General features: G+C 72.9%; 16 protein-coding genes and 1 pseudogene. 4 read left to right on the forward strand and 13 right to left on the reverse strand.

From position 1 onward, the window contains the following. Window positions 1-60 precede the first annotated feature (60 nt). The 7 genes and pseudogenes from G514_RS0118825 to G514_RS29995 form a co-directional block, all read right to left on the reverse strand. The gene (locus G514_RS0118825) at window positions 61-1,290 is read right to left on the reverse strand and encodes an outer membrane protein assembly factor BamB family protein (protein WP_157545016.1); all 1,230 of its coding nucleotides are present in this window, start codon (window positions 1,288-1,290) and stop codon (window positions 61-63) included. A gap of 75 nt (window positions 1,291-1,365) precedes the next feature. Further along, window positions 1,366-1,479: pseudogene (locus G514_RS31385) on the reverse strand (zinc-ribbon domain-containing protein); the annotation flags it as partial. 58 nt (window positions 1,480-1,537) lie between these two features. After that, window positions 1,538-2,590 carry a hypothetical protein gene (locus G514_RS0118835; RefSeq protein WP_028653008.1) on the reverse strand — a complete coding sequence of 351 codons (1,053 nt, stop codon included), beginning with the start codon at window positions 2,588-2,590 and terminating at the stop codon, window positions 1,538-1,540. Window positions 2,591-2,685: 95 nt separating this feature from the next. Next, on the reverse strand, window positions 2,686-4,989 hold the full coding sequence (locus G514_RS0118840) for a cutinase family protein (RefSeq protein ID WP_028653009.1): 2,304 nt from the start codon (window positions 4,987-4,989) through the stop codon (window positions 2,686-2,688). A gap of 24 nt (window positions 4,990-5,013) precedes the next feature. Next, complete coding sequence (locus G514_RS30485; protein ID WP_028653010.1) at window positions 5,014-6,414, reverse strand: zinc ribbon domain-containing protein; 1,401 nt, start codon at window positions 6,412-6,414, stop codon at window positions 5,014-5,016. A 13-nt stretch (window positions 6,415-6,427) separates the two neighbouring features. Continuing rightward, entirely contained in the window at window positions 6,428-6,796 is a 369-nt protein-coding gene (locus tag G514_RS0118850; RefSeq protein WP_157545018.1) for a hypothetical protein, read from the reverse strand. Between the two features lie 83 nt (window positions 6,797-6,879). Next, the gene (locus tag G514_RS29995) at window positions 6,880-7,971 is read right to left on the reverse strand and encodes a double zinc ribbon domain-containing protein (RefSeq protein WP_169576506.1); all 1,092 of its coding nucleotides are present in this window, start codon (window positions 7,969-7,971) and stop codon (window positions 6,880-6,882) included. Window positions 7,972-8,090: 119 nt separating this feature from the next. On the opposite strand from G514_RS29995, the gene G514_RS0118865 reads away from it, so the two are divergent. Further along, complete coding sequence (locus tag G514_RS0118865) at window positions 8,091-9,701, forward strand: DUF7937 domain-containing protein (protein ID WP_028653014.1); 1,611 nt, start codon at window positions 8,091-8,093, stop codon at window positions 9,699-9,701. 11 nt (window positions 9,702-9,712) lie between these two features. Here G514_RS0118865 and G514_RS0118870 read toward each other — a convergent pair whose 3' ends face one another. Further along, window positions 9,713-10,504, reverse strand: coding sequence for a hypothetical protein (locus tag G514_RS0118870; protein WP_028653015.1), 792 nt, complete (start codon window positions 10,502-10,504; stop codon window positions 9,713-9,715). A 49-nt stretch (window positions 10,505-10,553) separates the two neighbouring features. Then, a complete protein-coding gene (locus G514_RS0118875) occupies window positions 10,554-11,105 on the reverse strand; it encodes a TetR/AcrR family transcriptional regulator (RefSeq protein WP_028653016.1) in 552 nt (183 codons plus the stop codon). Window positions 11,106-11,223: 118 nt separating this feature from the next. On the opposite strand from G514_RS0118875, the gene G514_RS27785 reads away from it, so the two are divergent. After that, the gene (locus tag G514_RS27785) at window positions 11,224-12,690 is read left to right on the forward strand and encodes an MFS transporter (protein WP_036565541.1); all 1,467 of its coding nucleotides are present in this window, start codon (window positions 11,224-11,226) and stop codon (window positions 12,688-12,690) included. A gap of 128 nt (window positions 12,691-12,818) precedes the next feature. Next, the gene (locus G514_RS27790; protein ID WP_051247785.1) at window positions 12,819-14,255 is read left to right on the forward strand and encodes a glycoside hydrolase domain-containing protein; all 1,437 of its coding nucleotides are present in this window, start codon (window positions 12,819-12,821) and stop codon (window positions 14,253-14,255) included. Between the two features lie 4 nt (window positions 14,256-14,259). Here the strand turns inward: G514_RS27790 and purQ are convergent, their stop codons facing one another. Next, window positions 14,260-14,934 carry a phosphoribosylformylglycinamidine synthase subunit PurQ gene (gene purQ, locus G514_RS0118890; RefSeq protein WP_028653017.1) on the reverse strand — a complete coding sequence of 225 codons (675 nt, stop codon included), beginning with the start codon at window positions 14,932-14,934 and terminating at the stop codon, window positions 14,260-14,262. Beyond that, entirely contained in the window at window positions 14,931-15,182 is a 252-nt protein-coding gene (purS, locus tag G514_RS0118895; protein WP_028653018.1) for a phosphoribosylformylglycinamidine synthase subunit PurS, read from the reverse strand. Before purS ends, purQ begins: the two co-directional genes overlap by 4 nt. 34 nt (window positions 15,183-15,216) lie before the next feature. On the opposite strand from purS, the gene G514_RS0118900 reads away from it, so the two are divergent. Beyond that, entirely contained in the window at window positions 15,217-15,732 is a 516-nt protein-coding gene (locus G514_RS0118900) for a YflT domain-containing protein (RefSeq protein WP_028653019.1), read from the forward strand. 20 nt (window positions 15,733-15,752) lie between these two features. Here G514_RS0118900 and G514_RS27795 read toward each other — a convergent pair whose 3' ends face one another. Together G514_RS27795 and G514_RS0118910 are read right to left on the reverse strand one after the other, a co-directional pair. After that, window positions 15,753-15,995 (reverse strand): hypothetical protein, encoded by a 243-nt coding sequence (locus G514_RS27795; protein WP_036565542.1) that lies wholly within the window; start codon window positions 15,993-15,995, stop codon window positions 15,753-15,755. Next, window positions 15,992-17,584 (reverse strand): long-chain-fatty-acid--CoA ligase, encoded by a 1,593-nt coding sequence (locus tag G514_RS0118910; protein WP_028653020.1) that lies wholly within the window; start codon window positions 17,582-17,584, stop codon window positions 15,992-15,994. The genes G514_RS27795 and G514_RS0118910 overlap by 4 nt, the downstream gene beginning before the upstream one ends. Window positions 17,585-17,588: the final 4 nt, after the last annotated feature.

A 17,588-nucleotide genomic window follows, 5' to 3' on the forward strand; every position in this document is an offset into this window, starting at 1 on the left:
ATCTACCGACGGTCCGGCGCCCGCCCTCGACGGCCCGCTGCCCGGAACAGCGCGCCGACCTCAGCGATACGCGGTGAGCGTCCCGTCGGCCAGGATGAAGACGACGTGGTCACCGGCGAAGACGGTCGCCTCCTCGGCATCGTCCACGTCGACCGCCCACGACTCCGACCTCTCGCCGTACTCGTAGAAGAGCAGCTCGTCGCCGTCCAGGCTGTAGAGACCCGAGTCGGCGACCTGGAGCTGGCCGTCGTAGCTCGCGACCCGGTCGAGGCTGTCGTCGTAGAGGGTGCCGTCGGCGAAGCTGAGGAAGAAGTCCTCGCCTCCCGACCGGAGACCCTGCCCGTAGAACGACTCGTCCTCGTCGATGTCGAGCTCGCCGACCTCGCCGTCCTCGTCGAAGACCCGGACCGTCTCCTCGTTCTCGTCGTCGGTGTAGAGGGACTCGTCGACGTAGACCGAGTCCGACGAGAAGGCCCCGACGGTGAGGGAGGCGTCCGAGCTGCTCGCGTCCTCGCTCCACAGCTCCTCGCCGTCCTCGGTGGAGTAGGCGTGCACCTCGTCGGTCGAGACCACCGCCAGGCCGTCGACGACGGTGAGGGAGGAGTAGTCGTCGCCGCCCAGGCCGAGGTCGACCGACCACTTCTCGTCCCCCGAGCCCGGGTCGAGCCGGACGAGGTCACCGCTCCTGATGACGTAGATCGCGTCCTTCGTCACCTGGCTGCTGCCGACCCGGCTCACCGACCACTCCTCGTCGCCGGACCTCGGGTCGCGCACCTCGATCTCGCTGGTCGAGTCGCCGTCGTCGTAGGAGCTGACGACGAGCCGGCCGTCGACGAGGCCCATGACGCTGCCGCCGCTGTCCTCGTACCAGAGCTCGTCGCCGTCGTCGGTCGTGAGCACGCCGAAGCCGTAGCCCTCCTGGCCCTGCACGACGACCAGGTCGTCGTCGCCGGGCAGCACGTAGGCCCAGCCGTAGTCGGCGTCGTCGGCGGTCCAGAGCTCCTCGCCGTGCTCGTCCAGCGCGACGACCTCGCCGGAGTCGCCCACGCTCACCACCGTGACGTCGCCCGCGGCCGAGACCTGGGCGTACTCCCCGTCGGTGTCGAACGTCCAGGCCTCCTCCGGTTCCGAGGTGACCGCCTTGGCGAGGTGGCCACCCTCGGCCAGGTCGCCGTCGGTGCCACCGAGCAGCGTGACGGCCGCCAGTACGGCGCCCACGACGACGAGCACCGCGAGCACGGCGCCGACCACGACCCAGCGACGGCCGCTGCCGGCCGCGGGCGCGCTCACGGGAGCAGGCTGCGGCGCGGGAGCCGCCTGCGGCGCTGGAGCAGCAGCCTGCGGCGCGGGGGGAGCGACGGCCCGCCCGCAGGAGGTGCAGAAGGCCGCGCCGGGAGGGACCGGCGCACCGCACCAGCCGCAGAAGCGTCCGGCGGCGATCACGACCCGCCCCCGGTCGTCACGGGCCGCGACGGCCACGCGCTCCTCGATCCGGTCCTGTCCACCATGTCCACCAGCTCCACCGCGTCTCTCCTCGTCATCGGTGCTTCGTCGTCCCTGTCGGCGCCCCGTCGCGCACCAGCTTCTTGGCGAAGCACTGCGACGCCGCGATGCCCCGCTCGGTGCACCAGCGGTTGGGCTCGCCGGGCCTGGAGTAGGGGACGCCCGCGATCACGACCCAGTAGCCGTCCAGCGTGTACGCCTCCCAGTCGCTGCTGTTGAGCAGCAGCACGTTGGGGTAGAGCAGGCGCAGCGACAGGAACTGCTGGTAGATGTCGGCGAGCGAGTACGTGCGACCGTCGTGCGCGTCGTAGGTCCCGTCGGTCTTCGACGAGAGCTGGGCGACCCACGCGCCCTCGAGCGCGGACACGCGGGGGTCGTCGAGAGCGGCCTGTCGCTCCAGCACGGAGAGCGCGCTCGACTCGGTGTCGGCGGCATCCTCGCTGACGCTCGCGGCGACGGCCGTCGTCGACTCGTCGGACACGTCCTCGGCGGGGGTCGACGGCTGGCCGTCGACCGCCTCGCACTCGACCAGCACGACGCCGTCGGCGATGTCGGCGGCCAGCGAGTCGGGGGCCAGGAACGCCGTGCCGGTGCCGAAGTCGGCGACCAGGTGCGAGCCGGGGTCACCGAAGCCCGGCACGAGCAGCGCGTCGCCGGAGAGGTCGAAGGTGCCGTCCGCGATCACCGCGCCGGCGGAGCCGTCGCCGGCCCCCGTGCTCCGCAGCACGACGCGGAACCGGCTGGAGGCGATCCGCTCCCCCTCCGGGCAGACGGGGCGCACCTCGAGCGTGACCTGGACGGCCGTCTCGGTCGAGACGGCGGCCGTCGGCACGATGTCGAGCAGCTTGCCGCAGGCGGTGCGGAACGCCGTGAGCGCCTCGGCGTCCGCACCGGTCGAGCCGTCGGCGGCCACGGTCTCCGCACCGTCCGCGCCGAACGCCCCGGCGGCCTGCGGCGTACCGGCGGCACGGGACTCGGAGGGACCGTCCGGCACGAGGTGGACGGCCCAGCCGGCCACCAGCGCGGCGACCAGGGCCGCCACCACGACCAGGACCCCGCCGAGCGGTCGGCGGGTGGTGGTCGCCACCGGAGCCGGCTCCGGACGGACGACCGGCGCTCCGCACTCCTTGCAGAAACTCGCGCCGGGTGTCGTGGGGGCGCCGCACTGGCCGCAGAACATGGTCATGCCGCCCGCCGCCTGCGTCTCAGCAGGAGCCACGGGCCGAGCGCGCCCAGCACGCCGGCCAGCGCGGCCGCGACCCACACCTCGGGGCGCCGGTACCACGGCCGGCCCGCGGTGACCGGACCCAGCTCGGCCTCGAAGGACGCCCCGTAGTTGCCGTCCGCGTCCATCGGCACGAGCGAGACCGTCCACGGCGCCTCCTGCTCGTCGACGGGCACGGTGGCGTGGTGGGCGCCCCCGCTCGCCGTGACGACCGGGTCACCGTCGAGGGCGACCACCCAGCGCTCGGGGTCCTCGGCACCCGGGCTCCACGAGACGTCCAGCACGACGTGGTCGTCGTCGCGACGGGCACCGGCGTCCATCCGGGTCGCCGTCGGGACGACGGGAGCGACCGTCACCGGCGCCTCGTCGTCGACCAGGACGGCCGCCGAGGCGTTCGCGCTGCGTCCGAGGCCGTCGACCACGAAGACCTGCATGAGCCCGGAGTAGCCCGCGGGGTAGGCGTGGTTCAGGGTCGGCTCCGAGGTGACCTCGTCGGTGAACCCGTCTCCGTCGAGGTCCCAGCGGTACTCCTCGATCAGGCTGGACGACGCCGTGGACCCGGAGGCGTCGAAGTGCACCTCGCGCCCGGGTGAGGCGTGGTAGGTCCCGTTGCTGAGCACCGCGATCGGCCGGCCGGCGATGTTGTCCAGGGCCAGCCCCAGCGCCAGCTCGGTGTCGCCGCCGTCGTTGGAGATGACCTCGCCCGAGGTGCGGGCGGCGAGGTCGTCGTAGCGGCCGACGTCGCCGCCCACGACCGGGAAGACGTTGACGGGGTCGATCTCGAGCGACCGCCGCTCGACCTGCGGGAGGGTCTCACCTCCGGTGAGGTCGGGCTCGTGGAAGTCGGCGTCGGTCAGGACCACCGCGGCCTTCGTCGCGCCGTACTGCCAGTCGAGCTCGTCGAACCCGACCATGAGGGCGTGCAGCAGGCCCTCCGGGTCGTCGCCTCCCCCGTCCGCGAGCAACGTCGACAGGCCGCTCTGGAACTCGCCCATGTCGGTCGTGAACGGCGTGACGACCTCCGCCGGGGTGTCGTCCTCCGCGTCGCGGTATTGGACGAGCGCCACCCGGCCGTCGAGCGCGACGATGCGGTCGGCCTGGTTGGCCGCGAAGGAGAGCGCCGCGTCGATGTCGTCCTGCATCGACCCCGTCGTGTCGATGAAGAACGCGACGTCGCGCCCCGAGGAGCCCGGCGCGCTGTCGGCCTCGTCGAGGGGATGGCGCACCAGGTTGCGCACGCCGAGCCGCTCGACGATCCGGTCCGCGAGGCAGGTCGTGGCGGAGACGTCGTCGTCAGGCTCGTCGGCGAGGTGGCACTCGACCGGGTGGCGGACGAAGTCGCGGTAGCCGACCGAGTGGATCTTGTTGCCCGTGCTGTCGGGGACCCGCACGCCCCGGCCGCAGACCGAGTCGCCCGCCAGGCAGAGCGAGTCGGTCACGCCTGCGATGTCCCGGGGGACGCCGGCGCGGATGCCGTAGAGCCCGCCCTCCTGGGCGAGCCGCCCGTCCTCGTCGCTGTAGGACTCCGGGTCGCGCGGGTCGTGGTTGGGGTCGGCGATCAGCGCCACGGACGCGATCTGCCGCCGGACGTCCTCCGACGGTCCGAGGTACTCGTGCACGGTCGCGATGCCGAACGTCGACGAGCTGGTCACGATCTTGCCGCGCAGGTAGGAGTTGACCACGTCCGCGCCCTGCGAGTAGCCGGCCAGGACGTAGCGCGTGCGGTCGCCGCACAGCTCCCACTGCCGCTTCAGCGTCCGGTGCAGCTCGCGGATGCCGGAGGTCACCGACGCGGGGTAGCCGTGCACGAGCCACAGCGCGAACCCCGCGTCGAACTTGCTCACGGGGACGGCCCGGTACTTCACGGGCGACCAGCTCAGCCGCAGCTGCCCGCCGACGCGCTCGTGGACCTTCTGGACCAGGTCGTAGAGGAAGGGGGTCTTCGTGTCGACCGTCGGCTTGCCCGACTCGTCGACGTCGAGGACGCGGTCCGCGTCGATGCTGGACCCGCCGGTCTCCGGGTCGATCGGGTCGAACGCGTCCCAGGTGTCCCCGTTGGTCGCCGGGCCGGGCTGGGGGCTCTCGCCCGAGCCGCGGACGACGTAGACGATGACCTCGGCACACATGGAGTCGGCCGCCGGTGCCGGACGCTCCACCCCGGTGGACGCGGGCGCCGCTCCGGTGGCCGCCCACAGGACGGACGACGCGAGCAGCAGACCACCCAGCAGGCCGCGCGCGGCGGTCCGGGACCGGTCAGCCATCCCGCGTGGAGGGGGAGCCGCGCATCAGGGGCACCCCGTCTCGTCGTAGTCCTGGACCTCGTAGCAGAGCTCACCGAGCGCCTCGTCGATCGCCGACGACGGGACCGCCTCGACGGCCCTGGTGGCGTACTCGATGGCCGTCGCCAGCGGGTCGAGCTGGTAGCCACCGTCGACCTTGCGCATCACGACGTAGACCTCGTCGACGCCGGTGTAGTCGACGATCTCCCCGTCGATGCAGACCCGGCCCTCGTCGTAGTCCTCGTAGTCCTCGGAGGACTCGTACGTCGTGCCCTCGAAGCACCGTCCGTCGACGGTCCCCTCCGCGGAGCTGGTGCCGTACTCGTCGGTCAGCGACACCGACCCCGAGCCGTCGTCGATGACGACCTTGACCAGGTCGCCGGACAGGTCCTCGGTCTCGAGGTCGAGCCCCGTGATGCCGCCGTCGAACGACACCCCTTCGTCGGCGAGCAGGTCCTCGGCCACGTCGACGTACGGGCGCAGCGCGCGCACCTGGTCGGCGGGGAAGTTGGCCAGGATCTGGTCGAGGTCCTGGTCGAAGAACGCGTCGGCGAGGTTGTCGAGCACCTCTTCCGGGTCCTTGCCGACGACGGGCTCGAGGTCCGCACCGATCGCGTCGTAGTCGGACGCGGCCGGGACGTAGCTGCGGTCGCTGGACGCGCTGGCCTCGCGGAGCCCGCTGTCGAGGGCGGTCCCGATCGCGCTGACGTACCACGCGCCGTCGACCTTGATGGTGCTCACCCCGAAGCGTTCGAGGTCGGCGTCGTCCAGGAGCCCGACGAGGTCGCCGTGCCACTCCTTGGTGTCCGGGAACTCGTCGCGGACGAAGTCGAGCCGGTCGGCGAGCTTGCCGGGGTCGTAGGTCACCGTGTAGTCGCCGTTGCGCACCGTGACGAACGCCGAGTAGTCGCCCTGCTCGTCGACGTCGAGCTCGAGGCCGTCGATCGTGACGTCGAGCGCGTCGACGAGGTCGCCGTCCCCGACCAGACCCTCCGCCTCCGCGCGGTCGCGGGCGGCCTCGTAGAGGCTGTCCAGGCCCTCGACCTCACCCGGGTTGACCACGTCGAGCGCCGCGACGACGTCCTGCTCGGCGGCCGCCGTGACGAACTGCCGCACGGCGTCCTCGGGGGAGTCCGCGCCCCCGGACGAGCCCAGGACCTGCCAGGCGACGAAGCCGCCGGCGGCCAGGGCGAGCACCGCCGCCCCCGTGCCCAGGATCCGGCCGACCGACGCGCCGCGCTGCCGCGGCGCCACCGGCGCGGGCACCGCGTAGTCGACGTAGTCGACCGCGGCGGGCGCCGAGGTGACGGCCTGCGGTGCGGTGCTGATCGAGGCGCCGCACGACTGGCAGAACCGTTGGTCCGGCGCCGCCTTCGGCGCACCACACTGCCCGCAGAACCCGCTCATCCCCGACGCTCCCTCACTGCTTGTCCCCATGTCCGCGCGTCCAGGCCAGGCCCAGCGCGCCGGAGACGATCCCCGCGCTGGTCAACCAGCCCCCAGGTCCGAGTCTCGTGAGGTCCGCGCCGGCGACATTGTGCACGAAGAGCACGAACGCGACGGTCACCGCCACGACGGTGGTCAGCCGCGTCGTCCACATCGCCCTGCCGCGCAGCCCCGCCGTGGCACCGACGAGGACCCCGAGCGCCGGCACCACCACGAGCACGAGGGACGTCCACCGGGGCGCGGCGTCGGCGACCAGCCCGGACCTCAGCAGGCGCGCACCGTCGAGCATCGAGGACGACGAGAAGGCGCCGCGCCGGGTCCACGGGACGCTCGCCTGCGCCACCCACAGCATTCCCGTGGCGAACCAGAGGACCGTCGCGAGGTGGCGAGCCGCGCTCGCGGCAGCCGGTCCGGCGCCGTGCTCGCTCAGCTGGCGCCGCCGCGGACCTCGGTGGCGAGCCGGCCGACGACCACCGTGGCCAGCGCCTCGGTCATGGCCGCCCGGTTGGGGGCGTAGACCGACGCACTGTAGGGCTCCTTCTCGTAGATCCAGGCGTTGTTGAGCACCCCGGTGCTGGTGTAGCCCGTGAAGGTCTTGATGCCGTTGGCGGCCAGCGTCGCGATCAGGCCCTTGCCCACGTAGTGGTCGGTCGCGGCCGACACCGAGGCCCACTGGGAGTAGTTGATCGTGACCTCGGTGCCGTCGGACAGGTAGGCCGTGCACTTCATCAGGATCTTGCGGCCGGGGGCCGAGCCGCCGGCGGTCTCGCACCCCTGGTCGGCCATCGACGGGAACACGTAGGCGAGGCCGGCCGGCCCCTGGGGCCGGGAGCACGCGCCGACGTTCGGGGCGAGCGCCCCGTCCCAGCAGGTGACCGACGCCGCCGGGGGCGCCGCGGTCGTCGCGGCTGCGGTCGGTTCCGTGGCGTCGGGCTCCTCCGCGGGGTCGTCGGCCGGGTCGTCCACCGTGTCCTCCGACGGCCGCGCGTCGTCGGCCGAGTCGCCGGCACTGAGGCCGTCGTCGCTCGCGACCTGGGAGGGATCGTCGTCGTCGCGGGTGAGCAGGACGTAGCCGCCGCCGGCGACCCCCGCGAGCAGCACGACCGCGACCAGCACCCACGGCCACGACCGACCTTGCCGTGGGGCGGACGGCGCCGCCGGCGCGTACGCCGTGGGGGGCGGGGAGCTCGGCGGTGCGTACGCCGCGGGCGCGGCGGAGGAGACCGGCGTCCCGCAGCTGGTGCAGAACCGGAGGCCGGGAGCCAGCTGTTGCCCGCAGCCGGCACAGGCGGGCGGGCCGGCGGCCTGCGGGCCGGCAGCGGCGAGCGCGAGACCGCACTCGGTGCAGAAGGCGAGGCCGGGACGCACCGCGGCGCGGCACCGCGGGCACGCTGCAGGAGCCGCGGGCGGGGGCGAGGCCTCGACGACCCGGGCGCTGCCGCACGCGGTGCAGAAGCGCGTACCGGCCACGTCGTGGTGGCCGCAGCGGGGACAGGCGGAGCTGTGGGCGTCGTTCACGGAGGGCCTCTGAAAGGTGCGGTGGAGCCGGTTGAGGGCGCCAATGTATGCGAGCACCGGTCCCGACCCGGTGATAACTTGCGCCAGCCGGTGTCGGACAGGGGACGGGGAGATCACGCATGGCCAGGTTCTGCGGGTACTGCGGAGCGCCGAGCGAGGGCGGTTCGTTCTGCACCTCGTGCGGTCAGCGCTTCCCCGACGCCGACGCCCCCGACACCCCCGCCCAGGAGCCGCCCGTCGCGGACCCGCCCGTCGCGGAGCAGACCGCCGTCCTCCCGCCCATGCCCGCGACGCCGCCACCGGCGGCACCGACCCCGCCGGACTGGCGGCCGGGCCCGCAGGTCCCCGCGCCTCCGGCACCACGGCCTGCCGCGCCGCGGGCTCCCGTGGTCAACCCGTTCGCCGGGGTGCCCGTGGGCGACTACGTCCGCGACGCGGCCGCCGCGGTCTGCCTGTTCGCGACGCTCGGCAAGCCCTGGGACGTCGACGGCGACGGCACCGACCACTGGTGGGTCATCCTCAGCGCGCTCGTCGCCGTGGCCTCGCTCGCGATCCCCTACGTCGCCGCGTCGCGGGTCGTGCCCGGCCTCGGTCGCGACCAGGCCCAGCTGCTGAAGCTCGCCGCCAACGCCCCGCTGCTCGTGTGCGTGGTCGCGGCGATCGTCAACGACCTGGTGCACGCGACCGACTTCATCGACGGTGGTCTCGGGCCGGGGGTCGCGCTCGCGCTGGCAGGCGCACTCCTCGCCGCGCAGCCGCGCGCCGCCGACGAGGACGTCGCGCTGCGCGACGACCCCCGCTGGTGGGCGGTGACGTGCACGGTCGTCGTGGCTGCGGTCGTGGTGAGCGTCGCCCAGTTCGCGGCGTTCGTGCTCCGCGACCTCACCGGCGAGGGCTTCCTGCTCGACGAGCCGGCCCAGCTCATGTCGCTCCTCGTGGCGCCGCTGCTGCTGGTGCTCGTGGTCTACGGCTGGAGCGCGCGCGAGGCCGTCACCCGGCACTTCTCCGGTGTCCTCGTCGTGGGCACCGCCGGTCTCACCGCCGCGGCCGTGGCGCTGCTCACCGGCGACGCGGGTGACGGCGTCTTCAACGCCTACTCCGGGTTCGGCCTCGTCGAGCGCTGGGACTCGCCGTTCGGCGGCGCCTTCATCCTCTCCGCGGCCGGGGCCCTCGCGGTCTCACGTCCGAGCCTGCGCATGGCGCGCCCGGCGCACCCGGTCACCGGGTGGCTCCACACCGCCCGGCTGGCCTTCGGCCTCGTCGCGGCTGGCTCGGTGCTCGTCGCGATCAGCATCGTGCTGGACCTGATCGCCGCCGACACCTACCCCGGCACCGCGATCGCCGACATCGTGCTGTGGCTGGTCGTCGCCGTTGCCTCGGGCGTGGTCGTCGCCCTGCTCAGCGGCGCGACCCTCAACCGGCTCGCGGTGGTGAGCCTCGCGTGCGCGGTGCCGGTCGTCGGCATCGTGCTGGTCGCCGTGGGCAGGAGCGGCGACGACTTCACCGTCTTCCTCGGCCCGGCGACCACCGCGCTGCTGTTCACGCTCCCGGCCCTGGCCATCTGCGCGCTCACCATCCCGGCACCGGTCCGGCGCACGTACGGCCCGCTGCTGCCCGAGCGTGCGGTGCCACCGCCCGGCGCGCACCCCGGGCCGCCCCACCCGCAGCAGTGGCCGACCCAGCCGCCGCCGACCCAACCGCCGCCAACCCAGCCGCCCACCCAGGGCTGACCCAGGCCCTGCTAGTCCGTCGGTGCGCCCCGCAGCTGGTCGTAGGGGCGCGGCGCGAGGTCCTGCACGTCCTGCTCGTCGGGCGTGATGCTCGCCGGGAACGTGATCGTGGAGCTCAACGGCTCGTCGACGAACAGGTTCGCGGACTTCACCGTCTCGCCCTGGACGCCGAAGTAGCCGACGGCCACCGGCCGCCCGCCGGGGTCCTTCAGCTCCGAGGAGGCGAGGCCCTGGGCGCCGTAGAAGTCGCGGCCGGCCTCGACCGAGGTCCACTGGAAGTAGCCGACGCCGATCGTCGTGCCGTCGGCCAGCACGTGCCGGCAGAGCACCCGGAGCACCGCGCCGTCGCCCACGTCCTTGCTCGGCTCGCCGCACCTCTCGTCGGCCATCGCGGGGAAGACCCACCGCAGCCCGTCGACACCCGTCGGCGACGTGCAGTCGTCCAGTGCCTGGGCCGGCGTGCCGTCCCAGCAGCGGTACGGCGCGGGCGGCGCGGGCGCGGTCGAACCGGCCGCACTCGTCGTGGGAGTGGGCGTGGGAGTGGGCGTGGGAGTGGGCGTCGAGGTCGGCTCGCCGCCCACCTGCCGGGCGCCCCCGTCATCGCCTCCGTCGTCGCCGGGCACGAGCACCACGAGCACGACCGCCAGCACGGCCACCGCCGCCGCGGCCAGCCCCGCCCAGAGCCACGGCCGCCAGTCGACGGGCGTGCCGGGGACGCCGTACGCGCGTGGCGGCGGCAGCGGCGGTGACGGGTGCGGCTGGGGCCAGCCCGCAGAGCGCGGGGCCTCGTCCTCGGGGTCCACGCGCTGGGTCCTACCCAGCACTCGGCGGCCTAAGCCTGGTCGAGAGTCGCTAGGCCTTGATGAGGCCGTCGGCCACGACCTCGAGCAGCGGCCGCACAGCCGCGAGGTCGAGCTCAGACTGGTCGGCCACCGTCGCGACGCCGCCGACGAGCCGGATGACCTGCAGCGTCTCGACGTCCTCGCGCAGGGCGTTGCGCTCGCGCAGCGCGGCGATCACCTGGTCGTGCGCCCCGCGCAGGACCTGGCACTTGTGGTAGATCGGCGACTCCGGGTCGCCCATCGCCGACGTGATCTTGGCGGGGCCGCCCTTGTGCAGGCTGATCAGCTGGACGTACTCCTGGAACCAGCCGAGCAGCAGGTCGCGCGGCGGCCCCTCGAAGGCGAGGGTCTTCTCGACGGCCTCGTCGACGCGCTGCACCCAGCTCTGCATGATCGCGTCGAGCAGGGCGTCGCGGTGGGGGAAGTGGCGGTAGAGCGTGCCGGGGCCTACGCCCGCGCGCTTGGCCACCTCGTCGAGCGAGGCGTCGTAGCCCTGCTCGCGGAACACCTCGCGAGCGGCCTCGACGAGGCGGTCGTAGTTGCGCTTGGCATCGGCGCGCATTCGTCGTCCAATTCCCTTGCTAACCGGAGAGTGTCTCCGTATCGTGGTGGAGGAAAGCGGAGCCATCCTCCGGATCAAGAGTACCCCGGCCGCTCCGGCCAGAACAGGACCTCCCCGCATGACTTCCACCCTGGCGCCCACGGCGCCCGACACCCTCCCCGAGAACGCCGGCCGCGCGGCGATGGGCATCGCCATCGTGCTCAGCGCGCAGCTGATGTTCATCCTCGACGCGACGGTCGTGAACGTCGCCCTGCCCAAGATCGACGCCGACCTCGGCTTCGGACCCGCCTCCCTGTCGTGGGTGCTGAGCGGGTTCACGCTGGCCTTCGGCGGCCTGCTGCTGCTCGGCGGCCGCCTCGGCGACGTGTTCGGCCGGCGCCGCCTGTTCCTCGGCGGCGTCACCGTCTTCACCCTCGCCTCCCTCCTCGGCGGGCTGGCCCAGTCACCCGAGTGGCTGGTGGCCGCCCGCGCCCTCCAGGGCGTCGGCGCCGCGCTGGCCGCGCCCGGCGTGCTCGCCCTGCTCACCACGAGCGCGCCCGACGAGCCCGCGCGGCTGCGCGCGCTCGCGCTCTTCGGCGCCGTGTCGTCCGGAGGCATGTCGCTGGGCCTGCTGCTCGGCGGCGCCGTCACCGATCTCGGCTCGTGGCGCTGGACGCTGTTCATCAACGTGCCCATCGGCCTTGCGATCCTGGCGCTGACTCGTCGCTACGTCGACGAGACCCCGAGGCGTCCCGGCCGGTTCGACGTGGTCGGGGCCCTCACCGCCACCGGTGGTGCGGTCACGCTCGTCTGGACCTTGATCAGCGTGCCCGAGCACGGTTGGGCCTCGGCGCGCACCGTGCTCGGCTTCGCCGGCGCCGCCGCGCTGCTCGCGCTGCTCGCCATCACCGAGCGCCGGGTCGCCCACCCGCTGCTGCGGCCCGCGCTGCTCAGGAGCCGGAGCCGGATCGGCGGGCTCGCCGCGATCGGCCTCGTGGTCGGCGGCCAGCTGTCGATGTTCTTCCTCGCCGTGCAGTTCATCGAGGGCGAGCTCGGCTTCGGGCCGATGTCCTCCGGACTCGCGTTCCTGCCGCTCACGCTGGGCATCTTCGGGATGTCGCGGATGACCCCGCGCATCATGGCCGTCGTCGGCCCGCTGCCGATGATCGTCACCGGCGCGATCGGCCTGGCGGCGAGCTTCGCCTGGCTCAGCACGCTGAGCGCGGCCGACGGCTACGCCAGCGGCGTCTTCGGCCCGATGCTGCTCAACGGCGTCTCGGCCGGCCTGCTGTTCATGCCGGTCACCTCGATCGTGCTCGGCGGTGTGGAGCCCGAGCACGCCGGCGCGGCGTCCGGGCTGCTGCAGACCTTCCAGCAGCTCGGGGGTGCGGTCGGGCTCGCCGTAATCGTGAGCGTGTACGCCGCCGGCTCGGTGCCCGGCGAGTTCCTGCCCGGCGCGCGGGCGGCGTTCCTCACCTCGGCGACGATGGCCGCGCTGGCCGGCGTCGCGGGCGTCATCGGCCTCGCCCGACGCCGCCCGCTACCCGATCCCGTGCTCGTCGAGGACGGGTTCGCGGACCCGGTCGAGGAGCCCGTCGCGGCGTGATCCAGGGGGCCGCAGCGGCGCGGAACGAATTACAGATGTGTAGTTAGCGGCAACTCGGTGACGGGTGTGACTGGAGTGACCTACGGTGCTGTGGCACCCGGCCCCCGACTTCCCCCTGGAGCCACCAGATGCCCCGCCACCGGTCGATCCGCGCCGCCGCGCGCGCCCCGCTCTCCACCCTGCTGTCCAGGCTGCTGTCCACCCTCGCGGTGGTCGCCACCGCCACGGCCGTCACGGTCGCCGGCCTGGCGACCCCCGCGAGGGCGGACGACCCTGTCGGAGGAGGGGTCGCGCGGCAGATCTTCACCAACCCGGTCACGCCCGGCAGCTACACCGGGCTCGGCTTCGACCAGTGCCACGCGCCGTCGCAGTCGGCGATGGACGCCTGGCTCCGGGCCTCGCCGTACCGCGCCGTCGGCATCTACATCTCGGGCGCCTCGCGCGGCTGCCGCGACCAACCCAACCTCACCCCCACCTGGATCAGCACCCAGCTCGCCAAGGGCTGGCGACTGCTGCCGATCACGCTCGGCCCGCAGGCCAACTGCCACCCGGGCTTCCCGCGCTACGGCAACGACCCGGTGATCAGCGGCAAGCTCAACAGCCAGGGCCGCTACGCCAAGGCGTTCCGCCAGGGCACCACCGAGGCCACGACCGCGGTCGCCGCGGCACAGGCGCTCGGGATCGTGCCGGGCAGCACGCTGTGGTACGACCTCGAGGGCTACAACGTCAACAACACCGGCTGCCGCGAGTCCTCGCTGTGGTTCCTCAGCGCGTGGACCCAGCAGCTGCACGCGCTCGGCTACGTCTCCGGCGTCTACTCGAGCGCGGGCTCGGGCATCAAGTCGCTGGACGACGCCCGTGTCGAGCGCCCCGGGGCGTTCACGCTCCCCGACCAGATCTGGATCGCCCGCTGGGACGGCAAGGCCAACACCTCGACGAGCTACATCCGCGCCGACGGCTGGGTGCCGGGCCGCCGAATGAAGCAGTTCCAGGGCGGGCACAACGAGACGTGGGGCGGCGTGACGATCAACATCGACCGCAACTACCTCGACCTCGGCACCACGGCGACCCCGCCGCCGGCTCCGGGCGGGCGCTGCCACGGCACGCCGGTCGACCTCGCGGACTACCCGCGGCTCGAGTCCCCGTCGCGCCGGCACACCCCGAACCCCGCCCAGGTGAGCGCGCTCAAGTGCCTCCTCAAGGGGCAGGGCGTCTTCCGCGGCCGGACCAAGGGCGCCTGGACCGGGCGGCTGACCAAGTCCGTCAAGAAGTGGCAGCGCAAGGTCGGCCTCCGACGCACCGCGATGTTCTCGCGCACGGCGTGGATGACCCTGCTCAGCGCCGGCCCGACGCCCGTGCTCAACCTGGGGTCGTCCGGCGAGGACGTGCGGCGCGTGCAGCGTGCGCTCAACGCCGCCTCGGCGGGCTACAAGCTCTCGATCACCGGCAGCTACGACGCCGCCACCCAGGCGGCGGTGACGTCGTGGCAGGGCAAGAACGGCATCGCCGAGAACGGTGTCGTCGGCCCCGCCTCGTGGGCGGCGCTCCAGTCCGGCAACCGCTGAGGGGTCAGGCCCGGGCGAACGTCGCCGCGGCCAGCGAGGTGAAGAAGCCGAGGCCGTCGGTGCCGACGCCGGTGAGCTCCTCGACGGCGTGCTCGGGGTGCGGCATCAGCCCGACCACGTTGCCGCGCTCGTTGGTGATGCCGGCGATGTCGCGCATCGAGCCGTTGGGGTTGACCTCGAGGTAGCGCGCGACGACCTGCCCCTCGCCCTCGATCCGCTCGAGGGTGTCGGCGTCGGCGACGAACCCGCCCTCGCCGTTCTTGAGCGCGATCGTCACCTCCGCACCCTCGGCGTACGACGAGGTCCACGCGGTGCGGTTGTTCTCGATGCGCAGCCGCTGGTCGCGGCACACGAACTTGCGGTGGTCGTTGCGGATCAGCGCGCCCGGGAGGAGGTGCGACTCGCACAGGATCTGGAAGCCGTTGCAGATGCCGAGCACCGGCAGGCCGCGCCCGGCCGCCTCGACGACCTCGGTCATCACCGGCGAGAAGCGCGAGATCGCGCCGCAGCGCAGGTAGTCGCCGTAGGAGAACCCGCCCGGCAGCACGACCGCGTCGACGCCGCGCAGGTCGTGGTCGCCGTGCCACACCGCCACCGCCTCGTGACCGCCGATGCGGACCGCGCGCTGCGCGTCGACGTCGTCGAGCGAGCCCGGGAAGCTGACGACGCCGACCTTCACGCGTCCTGCTCCACCCTGAGCTCGAAGTTCTCGATCACCGGGTTGGAGAGCAGCGTCTCGGCCATCTGGCGCACCTGGTCGAGCACCTCCTCGGTGACCTCGCCCGAGAGCTCGAGCTCGAAGCGCTTGCCCTGCCGGACGTCGGTGACGCCGGAGAAGCCGAGCCGGGGCAGAGCGCCGAGCACCGCCTTGCCCTGGGGGTCGAGGATCTCCGGCTTGGGCATCACGTCGACGACGACCTTGGGCACGGCCATCATCCTACGAGTCGGGCAGACTGTGGTCATGAGCATGGGCACCCCCTCCGCCGGCCGGGCCGGCGCGTCGCCGCTCGGGCTGGACTTCCCGCAGTCGCTGGCCGTCTACGACGACTACGCCGCGGCGCAGAAGGCCGTCGACTTCCTCTCGGACAACAAGTTCCCGGTCGAGCAGTGCATGATCGTCGGCACCGACCTCAAGCGGATCGAGCGCATCACCGGTCGGCTCACCACCGGCCGGGTCGCCCTCGGCGGCCTGCTCTCGGGCGTCTGGCTCGGCGTGTTCGTCGGGGTCGTGCTGTCGCTGTTCAGCGACGGCAGCAGCTTCCTCGCGACCGTGCTCGCGACCATGCTGTTCGGTGCGGCGTTCGGCGTCATCTGGGCGCTCGTCGGCTACGCGATGACCCGCGGCCAGCGCGACTTCTCCTCGGTCACGGCCGTGGTGGCGACCAAGTACGAGGTGCTCGTCGAGCACAAGTCGCTCGGCGCGGCCCGCGAGCTGCTGGCCCAGCTGCCCGGTGCACTGCCCAACCCCTTCGACTAGGCCTCACGGAGATCGCCCGGTCAGCGCCTGCCGTAGCGGTCGTCGAGCGCGCCGGCGTCGCCCTTCGACCGGCGCGCGGACTGCACGACGACGTACGCGAGGGCGACACCGAGGCCGGCGGTGACCGCGCCTGCGTAGGCCCAGAAGCCGTCGTCGGTCATGGAGCTCCCGCCGATCCAGCCGTTGCCCTGGCCGAACCAGACCGCGCCGACCAGCACCATCAACCCGGCGAGGGACAGCCCGACCGCGCGGCGCAGGGTCACGACAGCTCGCGCTTGAGGATCTTGCCGGTCGCCGTCATCGGCAGGCTGGGCACGAACTCGACGATGCGCGGGTACTTGTACGCCGCCATCTGCTCCTTGGCCCACGCGACCAGCTCGTCCTCGGTGACCGTGGCGCCGTCCTCGCGGATCACGAACGCCTTGATCTCCTCGCCGTGGCTCTCGTGGGGCACGCCGATGACCGCCGCGAGCGAGACGTCGGGGTGGGTCATGAGGACCTCCTCGACCTCGCGCGGGTACACGTTGTAGCCGCCGCGGATGATCATGTCCTTGGACCGGTCGACGATGTAGTACCAGCCGTCGGCGTCGCGCCGGCCGAGGTCGCCGCTGCGGAACCAGCCGTCGCGGATCGCGTCGTCGGTCGCGTCCGGCCGGCCGTAGTAGCCCTTCATGATGTTGTGGCCCTTGATCGCGATCTCGCCGATCGCGTCCTCCGACCACTCGACCTCGTCCCAGCTGTCGGGCTGGATCAGCTTCATCTCGACGCCGGGCGCGGGGATGCCGATCGAGCCGACCCGGATGTCGTCGCCCTCGGGCGAGAAGCTCGCGACGGGCGAGGTCTCGGAGAGCCCGTAGCCCTCGCGGATCGTGACGCCGAACCGCTTCTCGAACTCCTTGTGCACCTCGACGGGCAGCGCCGCGCCGCCGGCCGCGGCGACCCGGAGGTTCTTCCTGATCTCGGCCACGTCGACGGAGCTCTCCGACGACGACTGGGCCTCCTTCAGCGCGCCGAGCAGGCCCCAGTACATCGTCGGGACCCCGGCGAAGAACGTGATCCGCTCGCTCTGCATCAGCTCGAGCGCCGGCCGGGCCTCGAAGCGGGGCAGCATCACGACGGTGCTGCCGGTCGACGCGGCGCCGTTCTGGATCACGGTCTGGCCGAAGGAGTGGAACAGGGGGAGCACGCACAGGTAGCGCTCGGGCTTCTCGGGGTCGCAGCCGAAGACCGCCTCGCTGAACAGCGCGTTGTCGCGCATGTTGCGGTGCCGCAGCTCGGCACCCTTCGGCTGCCCGGTCGTGCCCGAGGTGTAGAGGATCACCGCGGTGTCGTCCTCGTCGGTCTCGACGGTGTCGAACGTCGGCTGCGTGCCGCCGAGCGCCTGGCCGAAGGTCGGCACGCCCTCGAACGGCGACTCGCCGTCGAGCGCGGCGGTGATGACGACGAAGGTCTCGCAGCCGTCGGACTGCTGGAAGCCGGCGTACCCTTCCTGCCCGATCGGCAGCTCGGCGGTGCCCTCGAAGCAGAAGTAGGCCTTCGCGTCGGAGTCGCCGAGGTGGTAGGCGACCTCGCGCGCCTTGAGCAGGACGTTGAGCGGGACGACCGTCGCGCCGGCCTTGAGGATGCCCCAGTAGACGAGCGAGAAGTAGGGCAGGTTGGGGCAGCTGAGCGCGACCTTGTCGCCGGGCTGGATCCCCTTGCCCACGAGGAAGTTGGCCACCATGTTGGCGACCGCGTCGACCTCGGCGTAGGTCATTCGTCGCCCGGTGGCCGGGAACACGATGGCCTCGCGCTCGGGGTACTTCCTGGCGCTGTCCTCGAGGAGCGTGGCGAGGTTGTAGGTCGTGGGCACGCGG

This window comes from Nocardioides halotolerans DSM 19273 (assembly GCF_000422805.1).
In the GTDB taxonomy this organism is placed as follows: domain Bacteria; phylum Actinomycetota; class Actinomycetes; order Propionibacteriales; family Nocardioidaceae; genus Nocardioides; species Nocardioides halotolerans.